Origin of the sequence: Algoriphagus sp., assembly GCF_024305035.1 — a bacterium.
Taxonomy (GTDB): Bacteria; Bacteroidota; Bacteroidia; order Cytophagales; family Cyclobacteriaceae; genus Algoriphagus.
This window is the reverse complement of sequence record NZ_JAMWZB010000010.1, coordinates 126,560-143,889: the sequence shown is the minus strand read 5'-3', so window position 1 is coordinate 143,889 and position 17,330 is coordinate 126,560. Positions and strand designations below refer to the sequence as shown.

General features: G+C 43.7%; 18 protein-coding genes. 10 read left to right on the top strand and 8 right to left on the bottom strand.

Annotated elements, in window-relative coordinates; all coding sequences use genetic code 11:
- Positions 1-72: 72 nt before the first annotated feature.
- A complete protein-coding gene (locus Q0L00_RS07590) occupies positions 73-951 on the bottom strand; it encodes a lysylphosphatidylglycerol synthase transmembrane domain-containing protein (protein ID WP_297336270.1) in 879 nt (292 codons plus the stop codon).
- Between the two features lie 20 nt (positions 952-971).
- Positions 972-1,937: a glycosyltransferase family 2 protein gene (locus tag Q0L00_RS07585; protein WP_297336269.1), complete on the bottom strand. Its 966-nt coding sequence runs from the start codon at positions 1,935-1,937 to the stop codon at positions 972-974.
- 118 nt (positions 1,938-2,055) lie between these two features.
- On the opposite strand from Q0L00_RS07585, the gene Q0L00_RS07580 reads away from it, so the two are divergent.
- Positions 2,056-3,744 (top strand): glycosyltransferase family 39 protein, encoded by a 1,689-nt coding sequence (locus Q0L00_RS07580; protein ID WP_297336268.1) that lies wholly within the window; start codon positions 2,056-2,058, stop codon positions 3,742-3,744.
- Positions 3,745-3,763: 19 nt separating this feature from the next.
- Here Q0L00_RS07580 and raiA read toward each other — a convergent pair whose 3' ends face one another.
- From raiA to rpsU, 3 genes are all read right to left on the bottom strand, one after another.
- The gene (raiA, locus tag Q0L00_RS07575) at positions 3,764-4,069 is read right to left on the bottom strand and encodes a ribosome-associated translation inhibitor RaiA (protein ID WP_297336267.1); all 306 of its coding nucleotides are present in this window, start codon (positions 4,067-4,069) and stop codon (positions 3,764-3,766) included.
- A gap of 35 nt (positions 4,070-4,104) precedes the next feature.
- Positions 4,105-4,989, bottom strand: a complete 885-nt coding sequence (locus Q0L00_RS07570) for a tyrosine-type recombinase/integrase (RefSeq protein ID WP_297336266.1) — start codon at positions 4,987-4,989, stop codon at positions 4,105-4,107.
- Between the two features lie 293 nt (positions 4,990-5,282).
- Complete coding sequence (gene rpsU, locus Q0L00_RS07565; protein WP_087941158.1) at positions 5,283-5,477, bottom strand: 30S ribosomal protein S21; 195 nt, start codon at positions 5,475-5,477, stop codon at positions 5,283-5,285.
- 263 nt (positions 5,478-5,740) lie between these two features.
- Between rpsU and Q0L00_RS07560 the strand changes: the two genes are divergently transcribed.
- From Q0L00_RS07560 to Q0L00_RS07550, 3 genes are all read left to right on the top strand, one after another.
- The gene (locus Q0L00_RS07560; protein ID WP_297336265.1) at positions 5,741-6,406 is read left to right on the top strand and encodes a deiodinase-like protein; all 666 of its coding nucleotides are present in this window, start codon (positions 5,741-5,743) and stop codon (positions 6,404-6,406) included.
- 281 nt (positions 6,407-6,687) lie between these two features.
- Positions 6,688-7,044, top strand: a complete 357-nt coding sequence (locus Q0L00_RS07555; RefSeq protein WP_297336264.1) for a hypothetical protein — start codon at positions 6,688-6,690, stop codon at positions 7,042-7,044.
- Positions 7,045-7,164: 120 nt separating this feature from the next.
- A complete protein-coding gene (locus Q0L00_RS07550; RefSeq protein WP_297336263.1) occupies positions 7,165-7,557 on the top strand; it encodes a hypothetical protein in 393 nt (130 codons plus the stop codon).
- A 262-nt stretch (positions 7,558-7,819) separates the two neighbouring features.
- Here Q0L00_RS07550 and atpC read toward each other — a convergent pair whose 3' ends face one another.
- On the bottom strand, positions 7,820-8,065 hold the full coding sequence (atpC, locus tag Q0L00_RS07545) for an ATP synthase F1 subunit epsilon (RefSeq protein WP_297336275.1): 246 nt from the start codon (positions 8,063-8,065) through the stop codon (positions 7,820-7,822).
- Positions 8,066-8,130: 65 nt separating this feature from the next.
- Positions 8,131-9,633, bottom strand: coding sequence for a F0F1 ATP synthase subunit beta (gene atpD / locus Q0L00_RS07540; RefSeq protein ID WP_297336262.1), 1,503 nt, complete (start codon positions 9,631-9,633; stop codon positions 8,131-8,133).
- Positions 9,634-9,958: 325 nt separating this feature from the next.
- Between atpD and Q0L00_RS07535 the strand changes: the two genes are divergently transcribed.
- From Q0L00_RS07535 to Q0L00_RS07510, 6 genes are read left to right on the top strand one after another with little or no spacing between them, the layout of a single operon-like run.
- Positions 9,959-10,825, top strand: a complete 867-nt coding sequence (locus Q0L00_RS07535; protein ID WP_297336261.1) for an ABC transporter substrate-binding protein — start codon at positions 9,959-9,961, stop codon at positions 10,823-10,825.
- Complete coding sequence (locus tag Q0L00_RS07530; RefSeq protein WP_297336260.1) at positions 10,825-11,886, top strand: iron chelate uptake ABC transporter family permease subunit; 1,062 nt, start codon at positions 10,825-10,827, stop codon at positions 11,884-11,886. Before Q0L00_RS07535 ends, Q0L00_RS07530 begins: the two co-directional genes overlap by 1 nt.
- Complete coding sequence (locus Q0L00_RS07525; RefSeq protein ID WP_297336259.1) at positions 11,886-12,689, top strand: heme ABC transporter ATP-binding protein; 804 nt, start codon at positions 11,886-11,888, stop codon at positions 12,687-12,689. The genes Q0L00_RS07530 and Q0L00_RS07525 overlap by 1 nt, the downstream gene beginning before the upstream one ends.
- Position 12,690: 1 nt before the next feature.
- Positions 12,691-13,740 (top strand): ChuX/HutX family heme-like substrate-binding protein, encoded by a 1,050-nt coding sequence (locus Q0L00_RS07520; RefSeq protein ID WP_297336258.1) that lies wholly within the window; start codon positions 12,691-12,693, stop codon positions 13,738-13,740.
- A gap of 45 nt (positions 13,741-13,785) precedes the next feature.
- A complete protein-coding gene (locus Q0L00_RS07515) occupies positions 13,786-16,086 on the top strand; it encodes a TonB-dependent receptor (protein WP_297336257.1) in 2,301 nt (766 codons plus the stop codon).
- A gap of 3 nt (positions 16,087-16,089) precedes the next feature.
- Entirely contained in the window at positions 16,090-16,698 is a 609-nt protein-coding gene (locus tag Q0L00_RS07510) for an HmuY family protein (protein WP_297336256.1), read from the top strand.
- A 48-nt stretch (positions 16,699-16,746) separates the two neighbouring features.
- On the opposite strand, the gene Q0L00_RS07505 is transcribed toward Q0L00_RS07510, so the two are convergent.
- Complete coding sequence (locus Q0L00_RS07505) at positions 16,747-17,250, bottom strand: C40 family peptidase (RefSeq protein ID WP_297336255.1); 504 nt, start codon at positions 17,248-17,250, stop codon at positions 16,747-16,749.
- Positions 17,251-17,330: the final 80 nt, after the last annotated feature.

The window sequence follows — 17,330 nt, the reverse complement described above, 5'->3', positions numbered from 1 at the left end:
CCAATTATTATAAACTTTTCATTAATAAAAAATCAAACTAAGCAAAGACGGGGTTGCTCGGGTGGATACTACTCAATTAATACCGTTTTCTTTCAATTCCACCTTAACAAAAGCCCCAACCAAAGAAACCCCTGCCGTAATCAGAAAAAAGATCAGGCTGAAAGCCACCGCTGCGGTTTCTTCAATTCCCGCGTATTGATGCGCATAGACAAAGACCAATTCACGGGCTCCTACTCCCCCAATCGTCAGCGGAAGCACTGCTACGATGGAGGAAAGTAAAAAGACCAATTGGTACGCCAGAATCTTCTCATCGATCCCCAAAGCCATCAAAATAAACCAGGCACAAATCAGCTGTGTAATCTGCCCAGCAAAAGACCAGGCATTGGCCGACCAAAAGGAGGGCAAAAAGTCACGAAAGAGAAACTTTTGGCCCAGCCAAAAGCACGGAATCGTCAGCATCAACCCGACAATCATCAGTACATTCCAAAGACTAGTCTCCAAAAAATCCAGTTCTACCTCCACGATCAAAAACAAGGCAAAAAGCAAAAAAACTATCGCCACCAAACCACCGAGCCGATCCAGCAACGCGGCTTGGAGCAACTTTTTGACAGGAGTTTTGAATTCCTTATGAAGCAAATAAACCTTATAGCCATCCCCTCCTATTCCTCCCGGCAGAAACAAATTGTAAAACATCCCGATCAGGTACAATCGGAAGTTTAACTTTTCCGAGAGATACAAACCGATATTCTTGAAATATTGATTCAACCGAACCGCCGTGGCAACCTTGCTTAAGACAAATAACATAACGGCGGGAATCAACCAAGGCCAATGAAGGGTTTGGAGAATCGCAAAAAGTTGCTGCGTGTCAATCTTTCGAAAAACCAGATACAAAGCCAATCCAGTCAGGATCAGTTTAAGGAGTGTTTTCAGCTGGTTTTTATACCGATGCAAATGATCAGAATTGAGAATTGTTAATTGTTAATTGTTAATTCCTGCTTTTCTCCCTCAAAAACAGACCTGATCGTATACGTCTTCTTTTGTTGCGATTCGAAATAAGTCCGAACAATGATCTCCGCAATTATCCCCGTAGTGATCAGCTGAATCCCTCCCAAAATCAAAATAAAGCCCAAAATCATAATCGGTCTTCCCCAGATATCCTCTCCAAAAATTTTCAGAATCAGCAAATACACATTAATCAAAGCGCCCAAAAAGAATGAGATTAGGCCCAGCCCCCCAAACAAATGAATAGGGCGCTGAAAATACTTCTGAAAAAAGAGCATCAAGATCAAGTCTGCCAACACCTTGAAGGTTCGGCTCAATCCATATTTGGAAGTCCCATGAATCCGGGGATGATGCTTCACATCCACTTCGGTCATCTTGGCCCCTTGCTGTTTGGCCAACACCGGAATAAAGCGATGCAATTCGCCGTATAAGCCCATATTTTGAGCGATTTCAGCTTTATATACCCGAAGTGTACAGCCGTAATCATTCAAATAGACTTTGGTAGTATTTCGGATTACCCAATTGGCGATTTTGGAGGGGAATTTCCGGAGCACAAATCCATCCTTTCGCTTGGCCCGTCTTCCGGCAACCACATCCCATTCTTCTGCCTCGGCTTTTTCCAACATGGCAGGAATATCGGTGGGATCATTTTGTAAATCTCCGTCCATCGTGGCGATGTATTCGCCCTTTGCCTTATCAATCCCCGCAGCGAGCGCTGTGGTCTGACCATAGTTTTTATTGAAGATAATCAGCTTGGTACGCTCATTGGCGTATTTTTTCACTTCTGCTACTGTCGCGTCTGTAGAGCCGTCCTCTACTAGTATAATTTCATAATCGATGGTCTCCAGTGCCGCATAGGTTTGTGCTAAAAGTGGCTGAATATTTTCCTCTTCATTGTAAACCGTGATGACGACGGAGATTTTTGGCTGGCTCATGGAATAAAATTTCATCAAAAATACTTTAAAATCCATCAGGGGACAAAAAAGGATGTCAAAGCCCCTTAAATCGCTAGTAATTTAAGCCTTCAATTTTAAGATCGGCTTATCTTTGCACATGCTTTTGCCCCAGTCTACCTCACTAAAAATCAATCCTTGGATACTCATGGGTATTTTTGTGCTTTTAGTGGGCCCTTTTGCGCTGGATTTTCACATGCATTATCCCGATGAAATTTACTATCGAGATGCGGCCATCAACATGCTTCGAAATGGGGACTACCTGACCACTTATTTGGGCAGTGAAGAACTTCGCTTCAAGAAACCCATTTTGACCTACTGGTCGGTCTTGGCCGGTTTCAAGCTTTTTGGAGTCAATGCCTTTGCCTCCCGAATTTTCTTTTTGCTGGCTGGGGCTATCACGGTAGGGTTAACCCATCGAATGGGAAGGGTATTAGTTGAGGATCGAAAAGTAGCGGACATTTCAGCCTTGATTATGGCATCCAATCCGGTTTTAATTTTATCGGCAGGCCGCTCCATCCCGGATGTACTTTTGGTCATGACCTTGACGATCGCATCTTTGGGCATTGTAGCATTGCTCAAGCAGGGAAATTCGGCTCCCAAATGGGCTGTTTGGTCACTTTATTTCGGGCTGGCATTGGCTTTCGAAGTCAAAGGGCTTCCCGCGGCAGCCTTGGGAATTTTAGCGATACTGTATCTCCTATTCAATCCTTGGCAGCGGATTCATTGGAAAAAAATCTTTCTTCTACCTGCTATTCTGGTCAGTTTATTCATCGCCCTATTTTGGTTTGTGGCCATGTGGTACATCCATGGCCCCACTTATTTGGATAGTTTTTTGGAAGATCAGGTCGGAGTTCGGGTGGCTTCCCGGATTTGGTTGATTATCCAAAACGGACTTTTGGCCACGGCGGTCTTGCTATTGATATTCATTCCCTGGATTTTTTTCCCATTAGGAAAGCTCAAAGAAGGAATTCAAAAAATAAGCCGAGAAAACCCTCAACTTCTGGGTTTCATCATCCTTTGGGGCTTGGCTATTTTGGGAATGAGTGCTTTGACCAGTAAATTTTACGAGCGATACCTTTTACCCGTAGCTCCGGTTTTGGCCATTGGATTGGCTTGGTTGCTGGTCAGAATAGATCTGGAACGCAAAATCCGGGGACAAATAATCACTGCTTGGATTATCATTGGATTATCGGTTTTGATATGGACGCTATCATTGGGTTTATTTTTCAAAAATCCCGTCGGATTCCTAACAGCTTTAAAGTTAGGCCTGGGGGCAGTGGTAGGGATGTATCTGATTTTCCTGCTTCGACGACAGATCAAATTACCCAAAGTGATTGCCTTTTCCTTTTTATTGATTTTTCTAATGCTGAGTACCCTCACTGATCACCTTTCCTTTCCTCATCAGGGGACTCAGTTCAAAGCACAGTTGGAAGATACCATTCCTTTATCCGAAACTCAGCGGGTGGCCTTTTTTGGGAATCTCCACGTGGGGAGTAAAATCCGAATGAGTCTTTTCCCCACAGTGAAACTCATTGATTTGAATAGAGAGACTTGGCGGCAAAGTCTGGAAAATTATGACCAATTGATTCTGGAGGATCGTTTTTTGGAAGAAATTGACTCGAGTCAATTCGAGGTTTTTGCTGAATCCATCAACGGAAAATCCAGCGCCATTCCGGAATTGCTTTGGGCAGAAGGCACAGCTCAATACACTGCTGTGCTCGAAAAAAATGCGAAACGCTACTTTTGGCTGAAACGAAAAAGCCCCCGATTTCTCGGAGGCGTTTAGGGTGTTTAAATGACCGGGTTTATTGCTTGGCCAAAACCACTTTCTCTTTGTACTTCTTGATTTGTCTTCTCAATCCTTCAATTGCTTCATCGGCTGCTGCCTCGAAAGAATCCGATTGATTCTTGGCAAAAAACTGCTTTCCTGGGACGTTTAATTTGATCTCTATCAGTTTGTTCTCATTTTTTTCATTTTTATCCAATCGCATAAAAACTTCCCCATCTATGATTTGATCGTAATAAGTGTCCAGCTTATCGGCTTTTCTTTGGATGAAATCGATCAGCTTTTGATCAGCGTCGAAATGGATTGAGTGCATCTGCAGTTTCATAATCTTGTGCATTTAGTGGTTGAACAATCAATTAATTATGCTTTAGGATGTGCCTGTTCGAACACAGCCTTCAGTTTTTCCATGGAATTATGCGTGTAAACTTGTGTAGCCGCCAAATTGGCGTGGCCAAGCAAGTCTTTTACCGCATTGAGATCTGCCCCCTTATTAAGCAGATGGGTGGCAAAGGTATGCCGGAGCACGTGAGGACTTCGCTTACTAGTTTGGGCAAATCGATCCAAATACGTTCTCACTGTTCGATAAATCATCATGGGATAGCTTTTCTTTCCCCTATTGTTGACAATAAAATAGGAACTTTGCGGGGCATTTGAAAACCTTTCCTCATATACTTTTTGATAAGAAACAATATTCTGTAGGAGCCCTTTGGAAAGCGGAATTATTCGTTCTTTTTTGCGTTTTCCGAAGACTTTGACTTGAGCTTGGGACAGATCAAGATCCATCCATTTGAGTCCAATCAACTCGGATAATCGTACCCCGGTCAGATACAAAAACTCGATAACCATCCGATCCCGCTGACCTTCAAAGCCCGCTTCGTAAACCTCTTCCCTTAAAACGTCTTGAATGGTGCTTTCCTGTACAAATTCGGGGAGTTTCTTCGGGTTTTTAAGGGATTTTAACTTATAAGTTGGGTCGGATTTGACTAAATCATTGCGCAACAGAAATTTATAATATGAGCGCAAGGTGGCCAGTTTTCGATTCACTGAAGTAGAACTCAACCCCAGTTCGACTAGGTCAATAATCCAAGCCCGAATCTCAGCATGCCCAGCATGTTCGGGTTGAGTCATCTCAAAGGAAAGTTCCAAAAACTCATTAAACTGCTTCAGATCCCGTTCATATGCCTCCACGGTATGTGGACTGCTGCGCTTTTCAAATTGTAAATAGCTAAGAAATGAGGAGATCATTTTGTCTTGGTTTGTGAATTGAAGATACATCAAAAATTCCAAGTATTTTGATGACAAAAGTCACAAGAATAGATGAAATCGAGCATAACTAATATACAATACACCTTGGGATAAATAGTACCTGAACGATTCCATTTGACCGGTAAAGCAAAAACAACTGACCAATTTGAGTTGTTTCTAAAAAAGTAAGGAAACTAAAAAATGAAATAGAGCTAAACGTAGTTTTAATCCTCCTAAACAAAAAAAACAGCTACCCTTTGGAGTAGCTGCCACTATTTTTTATCCTAACCGGATTACTTCGCTTCTTCAGTCTGAAGTTTTTGCTTGTAAGCCGCTTTGATTACCTGATCTCTTCTTTTAACGGAAGGTTTGGTGAAAGCCTGACGGGCTCTGAGTTCCCGAACCGCACCGGTTTTATCAAACTTCTTTTTGAAACGCTTTAGCGCTTTTTCGATGGATTCGTTTTCTTTTACGTTTACTATGATCATGTATATACACCCCCTTTCGTGGGGCAAAGGTATAAATTAATTCTGATATTTTACCCACAGTCCGAAATCACAATCGCAAAAAGCCACTTTTTTACAGCAGCGGACGAAATTTAATCGGCTATCATCCTTGAATTTGGTCCGCAAAAGCGCTTTTCCCTCCGACTGCAACCAATTAAAACCTTTTACTCGATTTGGAGACTGATTTGAAAACTAATTTCCATTATTTCACCCAACCTATAACCAACTTATCTATTTCTATTACGATGAAGGATTCTATAATTATTTCAAGTTTAATTATATTTTTTATAGTTTTGTCTTATTCCTGCCAAGACAGATCCGAAAAACCTATTGAGTTTCAAGTTTCTCAAGGCGTGATGAACCAAATGGATTTTGACACCTTGGGATTACAAAAAGGAGATAATCTGCCCAGTTTAAAACTCAGTACCGTAGATGGAGAGCAAAAACGATTTGATTCAGGACCTCGCCAAAAGCCGCTCTTACTCATCAATGGCAGCTATACATGCGACATAACACGAAGCCAGGTTCCTTCAATTCAACGCATTTTTGAGAAATACAAAGGAGAGATAGACATCTATCTTATCCATACTTTAGAGGCACATCCCAGCGATACCCCCAGTCCCTATTCCGCTGAACCAGAGCCGTGGTTGGCAGCGGATAATATCGCAAATGGAATTAGCGCCAAACAACCAAAAACAGTTTCTCAGCGCCAAGACCTTGCAAAAAAATGGATCAATCGAGATAAATTAACCACTCCCGTATTAATTGATGGTCCCAAAAACGAGTTCTGGCAAAAAGCCGGAGAAGCTCCTAACATGGCAATATTAATCAATAAAGAGGGGAAAGTAGCCGCTAAACAATCCTGGTACCAAGAAGAAGAACTTGAAGAAGCCATTCAGGGCGAACTTTAATGAAATAAAACAGCTAGATCCCTACCCTAATAAAGAGAAAAGGAATACCGGTATTAGTCAAAATTTTAACTAATTTCAATCAAAAAACTAAGGGGATTTTTTGTTGCGAATCATACAAGACTCGCCTTTTGGGCAAAAGGAGAATTCCAAACAAGGCCGACTGAGCCAAAGGACTGACCAAAATGAAACAGTACTGTCTATTCGGAGCATTCTTTTTCGCTTTTTGGTCTTGTCAATCCTCTGCGAAAAGGAATGGTCTTCCTACTTTACTAAACCTTGAAATGCTTGACTCCACTCGAGTCAAGGAAAAGGATTTTTTTATGAATGTACCCGCCAAGGTAGAATTAATCGGGGATAGTTTGTTGGCCGTCTCCTCAAATAGAACTCCCGCTGTAGGAATTAACCGAACAAATGGGGAACAAGTAGGAAACCTCGCATCAGGAGATTTTCCCATAGGTGCTTTCATGCCATCATCCTTTGATGTCTCAGGATACCCTATGGTCCACATTATAGACAAAAGAAGCCAATCTGTGCTGAAATTCAATGTGGCCAGCCAAGAGTTTATCGAGAAGATTAGACTCAATCTTCCAGAGGACAAAATCATCCGAACAATTGGGGTAGAGTTTAAAAAAAACTGAAAATGGCTTTCTGGTAGAACTAGACGACAAAAACATGACGCCTATCTACCTGATTTTTATCGCAATTCGGGTGATCTCCTTTATTTCTTTGACAATAATGGAAAAGTTCAAAAATCTATAATGGAATATCCAGAGGAATATAAAACCATGGAAGGCTCGTTGAGTCCGACTAACTACTTAAAAAGGAGTGACAATAACCAAACTATCCTGCTTTCTTTTCCTCATAACAAAAAACTGTTCAGGTACTCAGAAAATGGTGAACAGATCGAACAAATTGATCTTCCCCCAAGTCGAATTTTTGATTACCAACTGAGAGCTGCCGATCGAATCATTAATTTCAATAGCATTATGGCCGGAGAAAAGGGAAGTATTAAGACTCCTGACAACCATTATTTTAATTCTAGACACGAAGATGAAAAATCAGTTTACATTGGGACTTGGATGAAAATTGGAGAAGGCGGAATCGAAAAGACACGATTTACCCACATGATGATTTACAATAAAAAAGAATAAAAATGGCATGAAACCCAAAATCCGAAAAGCATCCTTGACATTGGAATGCTTGCAGGCGTAGTCAAAGACACCTTTTATTTTTATGAAGGCAGCATGATGAAATACGATGATAAATACATCAAACGCGCAGTGCTTAGACCGGTAGAGGATTAAGCCATATTAACCTTTTCCAAAGTCTTTACTTTGAAAAAGGGATCCTCAAAAACACAAAAAGTCCAACCCGAACGAGTTGGACTTTTGTTTTATTTTCTATTTATCAGCTTTAGCCGACCACCTTTTCTGCCAAAACTACGATAACATTATTTTTCACTTCCACTACTCCGCCATCCACGATCATGGATTGCTTTCCTTCCGGAGTGGTAAAGGAAACGGTTCCCTTTGCCAAAGCCGAAACAATAGGAGCGTGATTGGTAAGAACCTGAAAGGCACCATTCGCTCCGGGAAAACTAGCCTCCGAAACTTCGCCTTCAAATACCTTCTTGTCTGGTGTGACGATTTCTAATTGCATGCTCATTTGATTTTAATCGGCTACTTAATCCATATCAAGCAGCCTTAAGATTTAAGCTTCGCTGATTATTTGACGTCAGCCAACATTTTCTCGCCCTTGGCAATTGCATCTTCGATGCTTCCCACCAAGTTAAAGGCACCTTCAGGCAGGTGATCAAGCTCTCCATCCATGATCATGTTGAATCCTTTGATGGTATCCTTGATATCCACAAGTACCCCTTTCAAGCCGGTAAATTGCTCGGCTACGTGGAAAGGCTGAGAAAGGAATCGCTGCACCCGTCTAGCCCGGTGAACGACCATTTTATCCTCTTCAGAAAGTTCTTCCATACCCAGGATCGCAATGATATCCTGCAACTCTTTGTAGCGCTGAAGAATCTCTTTTACACGCTGCGCGCAGCCATAATGCTCATCACCCAAAATGTCCGGAGAAAGAATTCGAGAAGTAGAATCCAAAGGATCCACCGCTGGATAAATTCCCAATTCGGCGATTTTACGAGAAAGTACCGTAGTCGCATCCAAGTGGGCAAATGTGGTTGCCGGAGCCGGGTCAGTCAAGTCATCAGCAGGCACGTAAACCGCCTGTACTGAGGTGATAGACCCATTTTTAGTCGAAGTAATTCGTTCTTGCATAGCACCCATTTCAGTCGCCAGAGTAGGCTGGTAACCTACCGCAGATGGCATACGCCCAAGAAGTGCGGACACTTCAGAACCGGCTTGGGTAAATCGGAAGATGTTGTCAATAAAGAATAGAATATCCTTACCAGCACCGTCACCTTCCCCATCACGATAATATTCTGCCAAGGTCAATCCGGTCAAGGCCACCCGAGCACGCGCCCCAGGAGGCTCGTTCATCTGACCAAACACAAAGGTTGCTTTGGAGTCTTCTAATTTTTTCAAATCTACTTTAGAAAGATCCCATCCTCCTTCAGTTTCCAAACTGTGAATGAAATCTTCTCCATAAGTCACAATCCCGGATTCGATCATTTCACGTAGCAAGTCATTTCCCTCACGAGTACGCTCACCTACACCGGCAAATACAGACAAACCTGAATAAGCCTTTGCAATGTTGTTGATCAATTCCTGAATCAAAACGGTCTTACCTACCCCGGCACCCCCGAACAATCCAATTTTACCCCCTTTTGCATAAGGCTCGATCAAATCGATTACTTTAATACCGGTGTAAAGCACTTCGGTCGAAGTCGAAAGATCTTCAAATTTAGGAGCAGAACGGTGAATGGGGAGACGCTTTCCGGCAGGAACCTGCGGAAGACCGTCAATCGCTTCACCTACTACATTGAAAAGACGTCCTTTGATCGCCTCACCGGTAGGAACAGAAATAGGCTGGCCTAAATCTTTCACTTCCATGCCGCGAACCATCCCCTCGGATGAATCCATTGCAATTGTTCTCACGCGGTCTTCCCCAAGGTGCTGCTGAACCTCCATCACGACTACTTGGCCGTTTTCTTTGGTTACTTCCAGCGCGTCAAGGATGTTGGGTAGTTTTCCGCCGTCGAAGGCAACGTCCACTACGGGCCCGATTACCTGGGTTATCTTTCCAATATTTGCCATTTGATTGTATGAAATGTAAAAAGGATGTGCTTTTTGAATTCGACCGCAAAATTAATCAATAAAGCCTAATACCAAAGGATATTTGGAAAATTAAAGCCCGATTTCTATTCATTCCCCTTCTGACTATCAATTTCTAAGCGCCAAACCAATTTCCTTCCAATTTTTCCCGATACATCCTGTTTTTCGCTAGCTCCCATTCTTCCCTTTCAAAGTCGAAAAGATCAACTTCCCTAATCAACACTATCAGAAAATTTGATTAATTTTTATTTGGATTGAATCTAATTAACTATAGATTTGCATCATTATTTATATTCAATCTTAATAAATGAAACGACTCGGTTTTCTTTTCGCCCTAATTTTAACAGCTGCATGTGGCAGTTCCCCGCAGGAAAAAAAAGCGGAAAATCAAGAACAGCGAATTATCACTGCTGGGGGCACTATTAGTGAAATCGTGGCTGCATTGGGTCTACAGGATCAAATCATCGCCACTGACCGGACTTCCACCTTTCCTAAGGAACTTCAACAATTACCCAGCATTGGGTACCGAAATCAAATTAAGGCAGAAGGGATACTATCATTGAACCCATCTTTAGTTTTAGCTGAGGAAGGCTACCTCAACCCTGAGGTGGTGGGCCAGCTCAAAAATACTTCAATTAACTATTATGAATTTAAGCAACCCGAATCCCCTGATGAAACTATGGCTCTGGTCCAGCAACTTGCCGAGCAGTTCAACTTACAGGAAAAAGGGGATCAACTCATTTCACAGATCGAGTCTGATTTAGTGGCATTGGAGGAATTCAAAAGCAAAACAAGTCAACCCGAAGGTACCACCGCATTTGTGATGGCAAGAGGCCCAGAGTCACTTTTTCTGGCCGGAAAAGGAAGTTTTGCCTCCCACCTCTTCGAATTGGCAGGAGTGAATTCAGTAGCCGCAGATTTTGAAGACTTTGTTCCGCTCACTCCCGAGGCTTTGATTACGATGAATCCAACTCACCTGGTACTCTTTGAATCGGGCTTGGAAAGCTTGGGGGGAAAACAAGGATTAGGCACTATCCCGGGAATGCGGGAAACCAAGGCATTTCAGCAAGGCAACATCATTGCGATGGATGGGCTTCTGCTCTCTGGATTTGGACCCAGAGTAGGTCAGGCAGCTTTGCAATTGGCAAAATCAATCCGAGAAAATAAAAACTAATGATTACAGGAGCCACTTTATCGAGAAATTACCTTCAAACGCTCGTCCTGATGGGCTTGGGCGTTGGATTGCTCGTGGTGGCAATGCTGTCGCTGGCCAAAGGAGCCTATGTGATTTCTCTTTCCCAAGTAGGAGCCATTTTATTGGACCAGGTGGGACTGGGCAGCCAACCAATCAATGAAGCGGCTAAGAATGTTTTATTGCAAATCCGCCTTCCCCGAATATTCCTCTCCATTCTTATTGGAGGTGGATTGGGGATTGCCGGTGCGGCCCTACAGGGTATGTTTCGTAATCCTTTGGTAGAGCCTGGGCTAATTGGAGTAAGTAGTGGCAGTGCATTGTTTGCCGTCATTTTCCTTGTTTTCCTCTCAGGTTGGATCGGTGGATTTCCAATACTCGAAAAACTGGGATTACCCTTTGCTGCTTTTTCCGGCGGATTGATTCATGTTCTGGCAGTGTACCAACTTTCTAGAAGTCAAGGTAAAACCGATACGGCCACCTTAATCCTTGCCGGAGTTGCCATCAATGCCTTAGCGGGTGCATTGATTGGCTTGACCTTATTTTTCGCTGACGATACTGCACTGCGGAGCTTTACATTTTGGAGTTTAGGTGATCTGGGAGCGGCTACTTGGAGTAAATTTCCACTTGCCCTCCTGTTGATCGGATTACCTTCCCTTCTGCTTTTGACCGAATACAAAAACCTCAATGCGCTTTCCCTTGGAGAGCGTGAAGCCTTCCATATGGGAATTGAAGTTCAAAAAGTCAAACTCCGTTTGTTGATTTTCTCAGCTCTAATTGTGGGTGTTGGAGTTTCGATTGCGGGAATGATTGGATTTATCGGCTTAATCGTCCCACACTTGATTCGGATTGGCTTCGGAGCCAATCACCGTTTGGTTCTGCCGGCCTCTTTTATCCTTGGAGCCACCTTACTCAATGTTGCCGATTTAATTGCCAGAACGACAGTTTCTCCCGCTGAACTTCCCATCGGGGTAGTTACCGCTTTGATCGGTGCTCCCTTCTTTATTTGGCTCATTTTCAAACTTAATCTCTCCAAAAAATAATGTTACAGGCAAGCGATATCCACTTTTGCATACGACAGCGTCCCATTGTAAAGCAGGCCAGTCTGGAAGTAAAACCCGGAGAGATTCTCGCTGTTTTGGGCCCGAATGGCGCTGGGAAATCAACTCTTTTCAACCTACTCACCGGAGAGACTTCCTGCACGCGTGGAAACGTACATTACAACGGTACGTCGGTTAAACAGCTTAAAACCAAACAACTCGCCTCCATCAGAGCGGTAATGCCCCAGCATTCCTCAGTCAATTTTCCTTTTACCGCTCAAGAAGTTGTGGAGTTGGGATTGCCCGCAAACACAAAAACAATCGGGGACAAACAGCTTGACCAGGTCATGCAGCTAACGCAAACGCTTCACCTCAAGGATCAATCCTATCATCAGCTTTCAGGAGGAGAAAAGCAGCGTATCCAACTGGCCCGAGTACTGATTCAGATTTGGGAGAAAAAGCCCTTTCCCCGATACCTCTTGCTTGATGAGCCCACTTCCAGTCTGGACATTGCCCAGCAGCACATTGTCCTAAAAATTCTCAAGCAGCTTAAAAACCAGAATATTGGGGTACTCCTAATAATTCATGATCTGAATCTTGCCGCGCATTATGCAGATCGGGTGGCTTTGATTAAAGACGGACTCATCGCTGGTATCGGCCCGGTCAAGGAAGTGTATACCGAATCCTTACTCAGCGAGGTCTTTGATTATCCCATTCAGCTCATCCAGCATCCTAAACTCAATCAGATTCTGGTCAGCAGCTTGCCAGAATCCTATTCTCCATTGCAAACGACTAAACAAGCCTAATATGAATACGACTTTAGCATCAGCTAGCCTCCTTAAACAATCTTGGGAGGAGCTTAAAAACCAGGAACCCAAACTCCGAATTCGTGAGGCGGCCAAAAAACTCCGCGTATCAGAAGCGGAACTTCTGGCTACTGGCCTAGGTGAAAACGTCATTCGTCTTTCCACTGACTTTGCAGCGCAAGTTCTACAATTCCCCAAACTTGGAAGGGTGATGTCCCTTACTCGCAACGAAGGATGCGTGTTGGAGCATAAAGGAACGTTTCAAAAAATGGAACTCCATGGCACCACCCCGAATCAAATCGCCACAGTCATCGGTCCCATCGAACAACGCGTGTTTTTTCGATCCTGGAAATTCGGTTTTGCTGTTGTCACCGAAACTCCACAAGGACCAAGATTCAGCCTTCAATATTTTGACAAATCCGGTGAAGCCGTGATGAAAGTATTTCTTCAAGAGGATTCCGATTTTGACTTTTCAGAGCAACTGGTGGAATCGCATCGCCATCCTGATCAAAACTCCGCGCTCGAAACAGAAGCTTTTGAGCCAGCGGACTACACCAGTCGCGAGGAGTTGGATTTTGAAGGATTTTCTTCGGACTGGGAAAATATGCAAGATACCCACGATTTCTTCGGGATGCTTCGCAAATACAAACTCAATCGATTAAATGCAGTCGAGTGGATCGATGACCGATGGGCGTATGAAGTGGACCGATTGGTCACTCGTAAAATCCTGGAAGTAGCCTCAGAAACCCATCTACCCATCATGATCTTCGCAGGTAATAAAGGAAATATCCAAATCCATCAAGGAAAGGTACGAACCATCCGTCAAATGGGAGATTGGCTCAATATCATGGATCCTGCCTTTAACATGCACCTGAATGAACAGGTGGTCGATCGAGCTTTTGTGGTTCACAAAAATACCAGGGAAGGCTTGGTCTCCGCTTTGGAGTTATTCGACAAAAGAGGAGAAATGGTGGCGCAGTTCTTTGGTCTTCGAAAGCCGGGAATCCCTCAAAAACCAGAATGGAAAGCTTTATTGGATAGCCTAACTTAATTCAAACTAGCGGAGCGTAAAGGACTCCGCTAAAATTTTAAACCCATGTTTAGAATTAATCTAATTAAATTAATACTTCTTTTGTTTTTGGTTTCACCCATTCCAGTTTGGTCTGGGGTCAATAAAACAGAAAAAATCATACTCGACGAAAAAGGAAATCCCATTCCATTTGCACTAGTCAAAGTGGACGACCAGCCTGCCCAGCCCGTCGATGAAGAAGGAAAAACCCCATCCCTACAATCCGGTGAGCGCGTCCTGATATTTGCCCTGGGCTATCAAACCCAACAATTGACTTGGGAGGAATGGATTGATGCACAGCAAATTATTTTAGAAGAGAAATCCAGTCAATTAGGTGAGGTAGTAGTTTCTGCCACACGAACGGAGCGAAGTGTGGAAGAGCTTCCTATACCCGTGACTGTGCTCAATTCCGAAAAGATTCAAGAAACTGGCGGGATCCGTCTTTCGGAGATCTTGCGGGAGCAAACAGGCCTGCAGATCAGTTCTGATCATGGAGCCGGACTTCAAATGCAGGGATTGGATTCGGATTATATTTTGATCCTGCTGGATGGAGAACCCTTAATTGGCCGGACAGCTGGTACTTTTGATTTGGACCGAATTTCCGTTTCCAACATCGATCGAATCGAAATTCTCCGAGGACCCTCCAGTGCTATTTACGGGAGCGAAGCCATGGCTGGGGTGGTCAATATCATCACTAAAAGCCCTTCAGAAAAATCCAAAATCGACTTTTCACTCAGGCAGCGATCATTTAATACCTGGAACCCTGGATTGGAAGTCGGCCTGGTACATAAAAATTGGACCACTGACCTGTTCTTGGACCACTACAAAACCGATGGATTTGATCTGAGCCCCGAAACAGTGGGACAAACTCAAAATCCCTATCAAGCCACCACAACACAAGTAAAGATCTCAGGAGAAATCTCCCCAAAACTTTCACTCAGCCTTTTTGGAAGAGGCTACCTGGAAAACTCAGACGGACTACTTCAGAGCGGAAGCAGTGCTGATCCCCAAGTATTGACTTTGGAAAATGAACGTCAGGATTTCAATTTGAATCCAACTCTTCGATTCAAACCCCATGAAAATTGGCTGTTCACCCTGCGGGCAATGACCTCATGGTTTTCCACCTTGTCAGACAGCCGCTTCCAGAGCAGTGGGAAGTCCTTCGACTTTCAAGATTTCAGCCAATTTTATCATCGATCCGAACTTCAGACTGATTATCAAATCTCTGCCAATCAACTCCTGACTTTGGGAATGGGTCAGTTGACCGAGGCGGTGGAGGCTACGCGCTATGATGACAACAATCGTTTTGATGCAGGGTACGTCTTTGTGCAACACCAATGGGATCCGGGTCAAAAAATCAATTTAGTCAGTGGTTTGAGAGCAGATTTTCATAGCCAATATGGCCAACGGCTGAGTCCGAAAATCTCGGGACAGTATCGGATTTCTGAAAACTTGAGTTGGCAAGGGTCGCTGGGGGCAGGCTTTAAAGCTCCTGATTTTCGACAGCTTTTACTCAATTTCAACAATGCCGCTTCTGGATACTACGTCTTTGGAGCCACCTTAGCTGAAGAAGGAATCAGTCAACTACAAGAGCAAGGCCTAGTCGCTCAAATTCTTCTCAATCCGAAAAACCTCGGGGAACTCAAAGCCGAAACTTCCTGGGCAATCAATACGGGATTTCGATGGAAAGTGAATCAACATGCCTCGCTTCAAGTCAATGCTTTTCGCAACAACATCGATAACCTAATCGAAACGGCTCCCATCGCCCAGCTGGTAACCGGACAAAATGCATTTTCTTATTTCAACGTGAGAAGTGTGATCACTCAAGGACTGGAAGTGGATGCCCAAATTCAACTTTCTGAAAAGCTCCGCCTAAGTGCCGGATATGCCTTACTGGACACCCGTGATCAGGAAGTGGTGGAGCAGATAGAAAATGGAGAGGTCTTCAAACGAAACGATCAAAATCAAACCCGAAAAGTGACCCGAGCAGATTATGGAGGGCTTTTCAATCGAAGTCGACACAGCGGAAATGTCAAGCTCAACTACCGGGAACAATTCACCGGAACGGATTGGTCACTTCGAGCCATCTATCGTGGAAAATTTGGGTTTGCAGATCGCAATGGCAACCTGATCCTTGACGATGAAAGTGAATATGCAGACGGATGGATCAGCCTGAATTTTACTACTTCAAAAACACTCAAAAATGGAATCTTCCTGGAAGCGGGAGGCACTAATTTACTGAATACAGCTACTCCAGCAGAGCCCAACAATCCGGGCAGAGTGCTTTTTCTTGGAATCAAATTACCTATTCTTAATTTAATAAACTAAACAATGAAAACAATTCACAACCTCTTCTTATCCACCGCATTTGCTTTCCTTCTATTTGCTTGCCAAAGCAATTCCAATCCCGACCCAGTTGTCCCGTTAGCGGCTACTCTAGTGGAGGATCTGGCTGCACCAAATGATAACATCGACCGAACTACCGGAGAAATTATCGAGGAGCGACCTTTTCAGTTTTTCAGCCTGGAACAAAACAGCTTAGTTGCTGAAAACGAAGATTGGGACCTAGCCTTCAAGGGAACAACTATTCGCGTAAACAGCGAAAAAAATGTACAAGCTGCCGTGGTGAGTGGGATATTTGAAGAAATCACTGAAGTACCCGCCAATGCCACCTTCGCAACGGATACCGAAACCAGTTTCGCCATTCCTACCGGTAGTGGAAATGGGTGGTACAATTACAACTCCTCAACTTTCACGGTAACACCGATTCCGGGAAGAGTTTTATTGGTGCAAACCACAGAAGGCAATTATTCCAAAATTGAGATTCTTAGCTATTATCAGGGAAATCCCCCCGTGGAGGAAATCGACCCTAGAACCACGCCCAGCGGGTATTACACCTTTCGCTACCTCTTACAGCCTAATGGCAGCACCAGTTTTTAAGAATATTCGGGTCTATTTTAATGGAAAGGAGCACTTCGGTGCTCTTTTTTATTCCAAAATTCGCCTCCCAAAAAGAAAGGCTTTATTCCAATAGCGATTACTCAGAAAATCTTCCGTTACTCCCAGAGAGGTTGAGGCATGGATAAAGCGAATATCCCCCCGATCTACCGCGGTAACAATCCCGGCGTGGGTCACGCGATTTCTTCTTCGGCTGGTGGCAAAAAATAAGACATCTCCAGGTCTCAGGTCTCTGGGATTTACTTTTTTACCCATTCGAGCCTGGTCTGCAGATATCCGCGGCATCGTCACTCCAACCGCATAATAAGAATGAAACACCAAGGCGGAGCAATCGATTCCGGCCCGGGTGGTTCCTCCAAACTTATAAGGCGTCCCCGTGAAGGATTTTGCAGTGGCTATTACTTGAAAAACCGGATCATCTTTGGGGATTTTGCTGGATTTGCAGGAGGCAAAATATGTAAGTAAAATAAGCAAGCCAAAAAGCCTTAAGGTATTTCCTCGCCAATACTCCTGTTTTCTAGTTCGCTCTGCCATAGAATCAATTTTACTGCGCTAAGTCATGAAATCCAACTGATTTTTTAAATTTAATCTTTGAAGAACCTAAACCTGCAGAG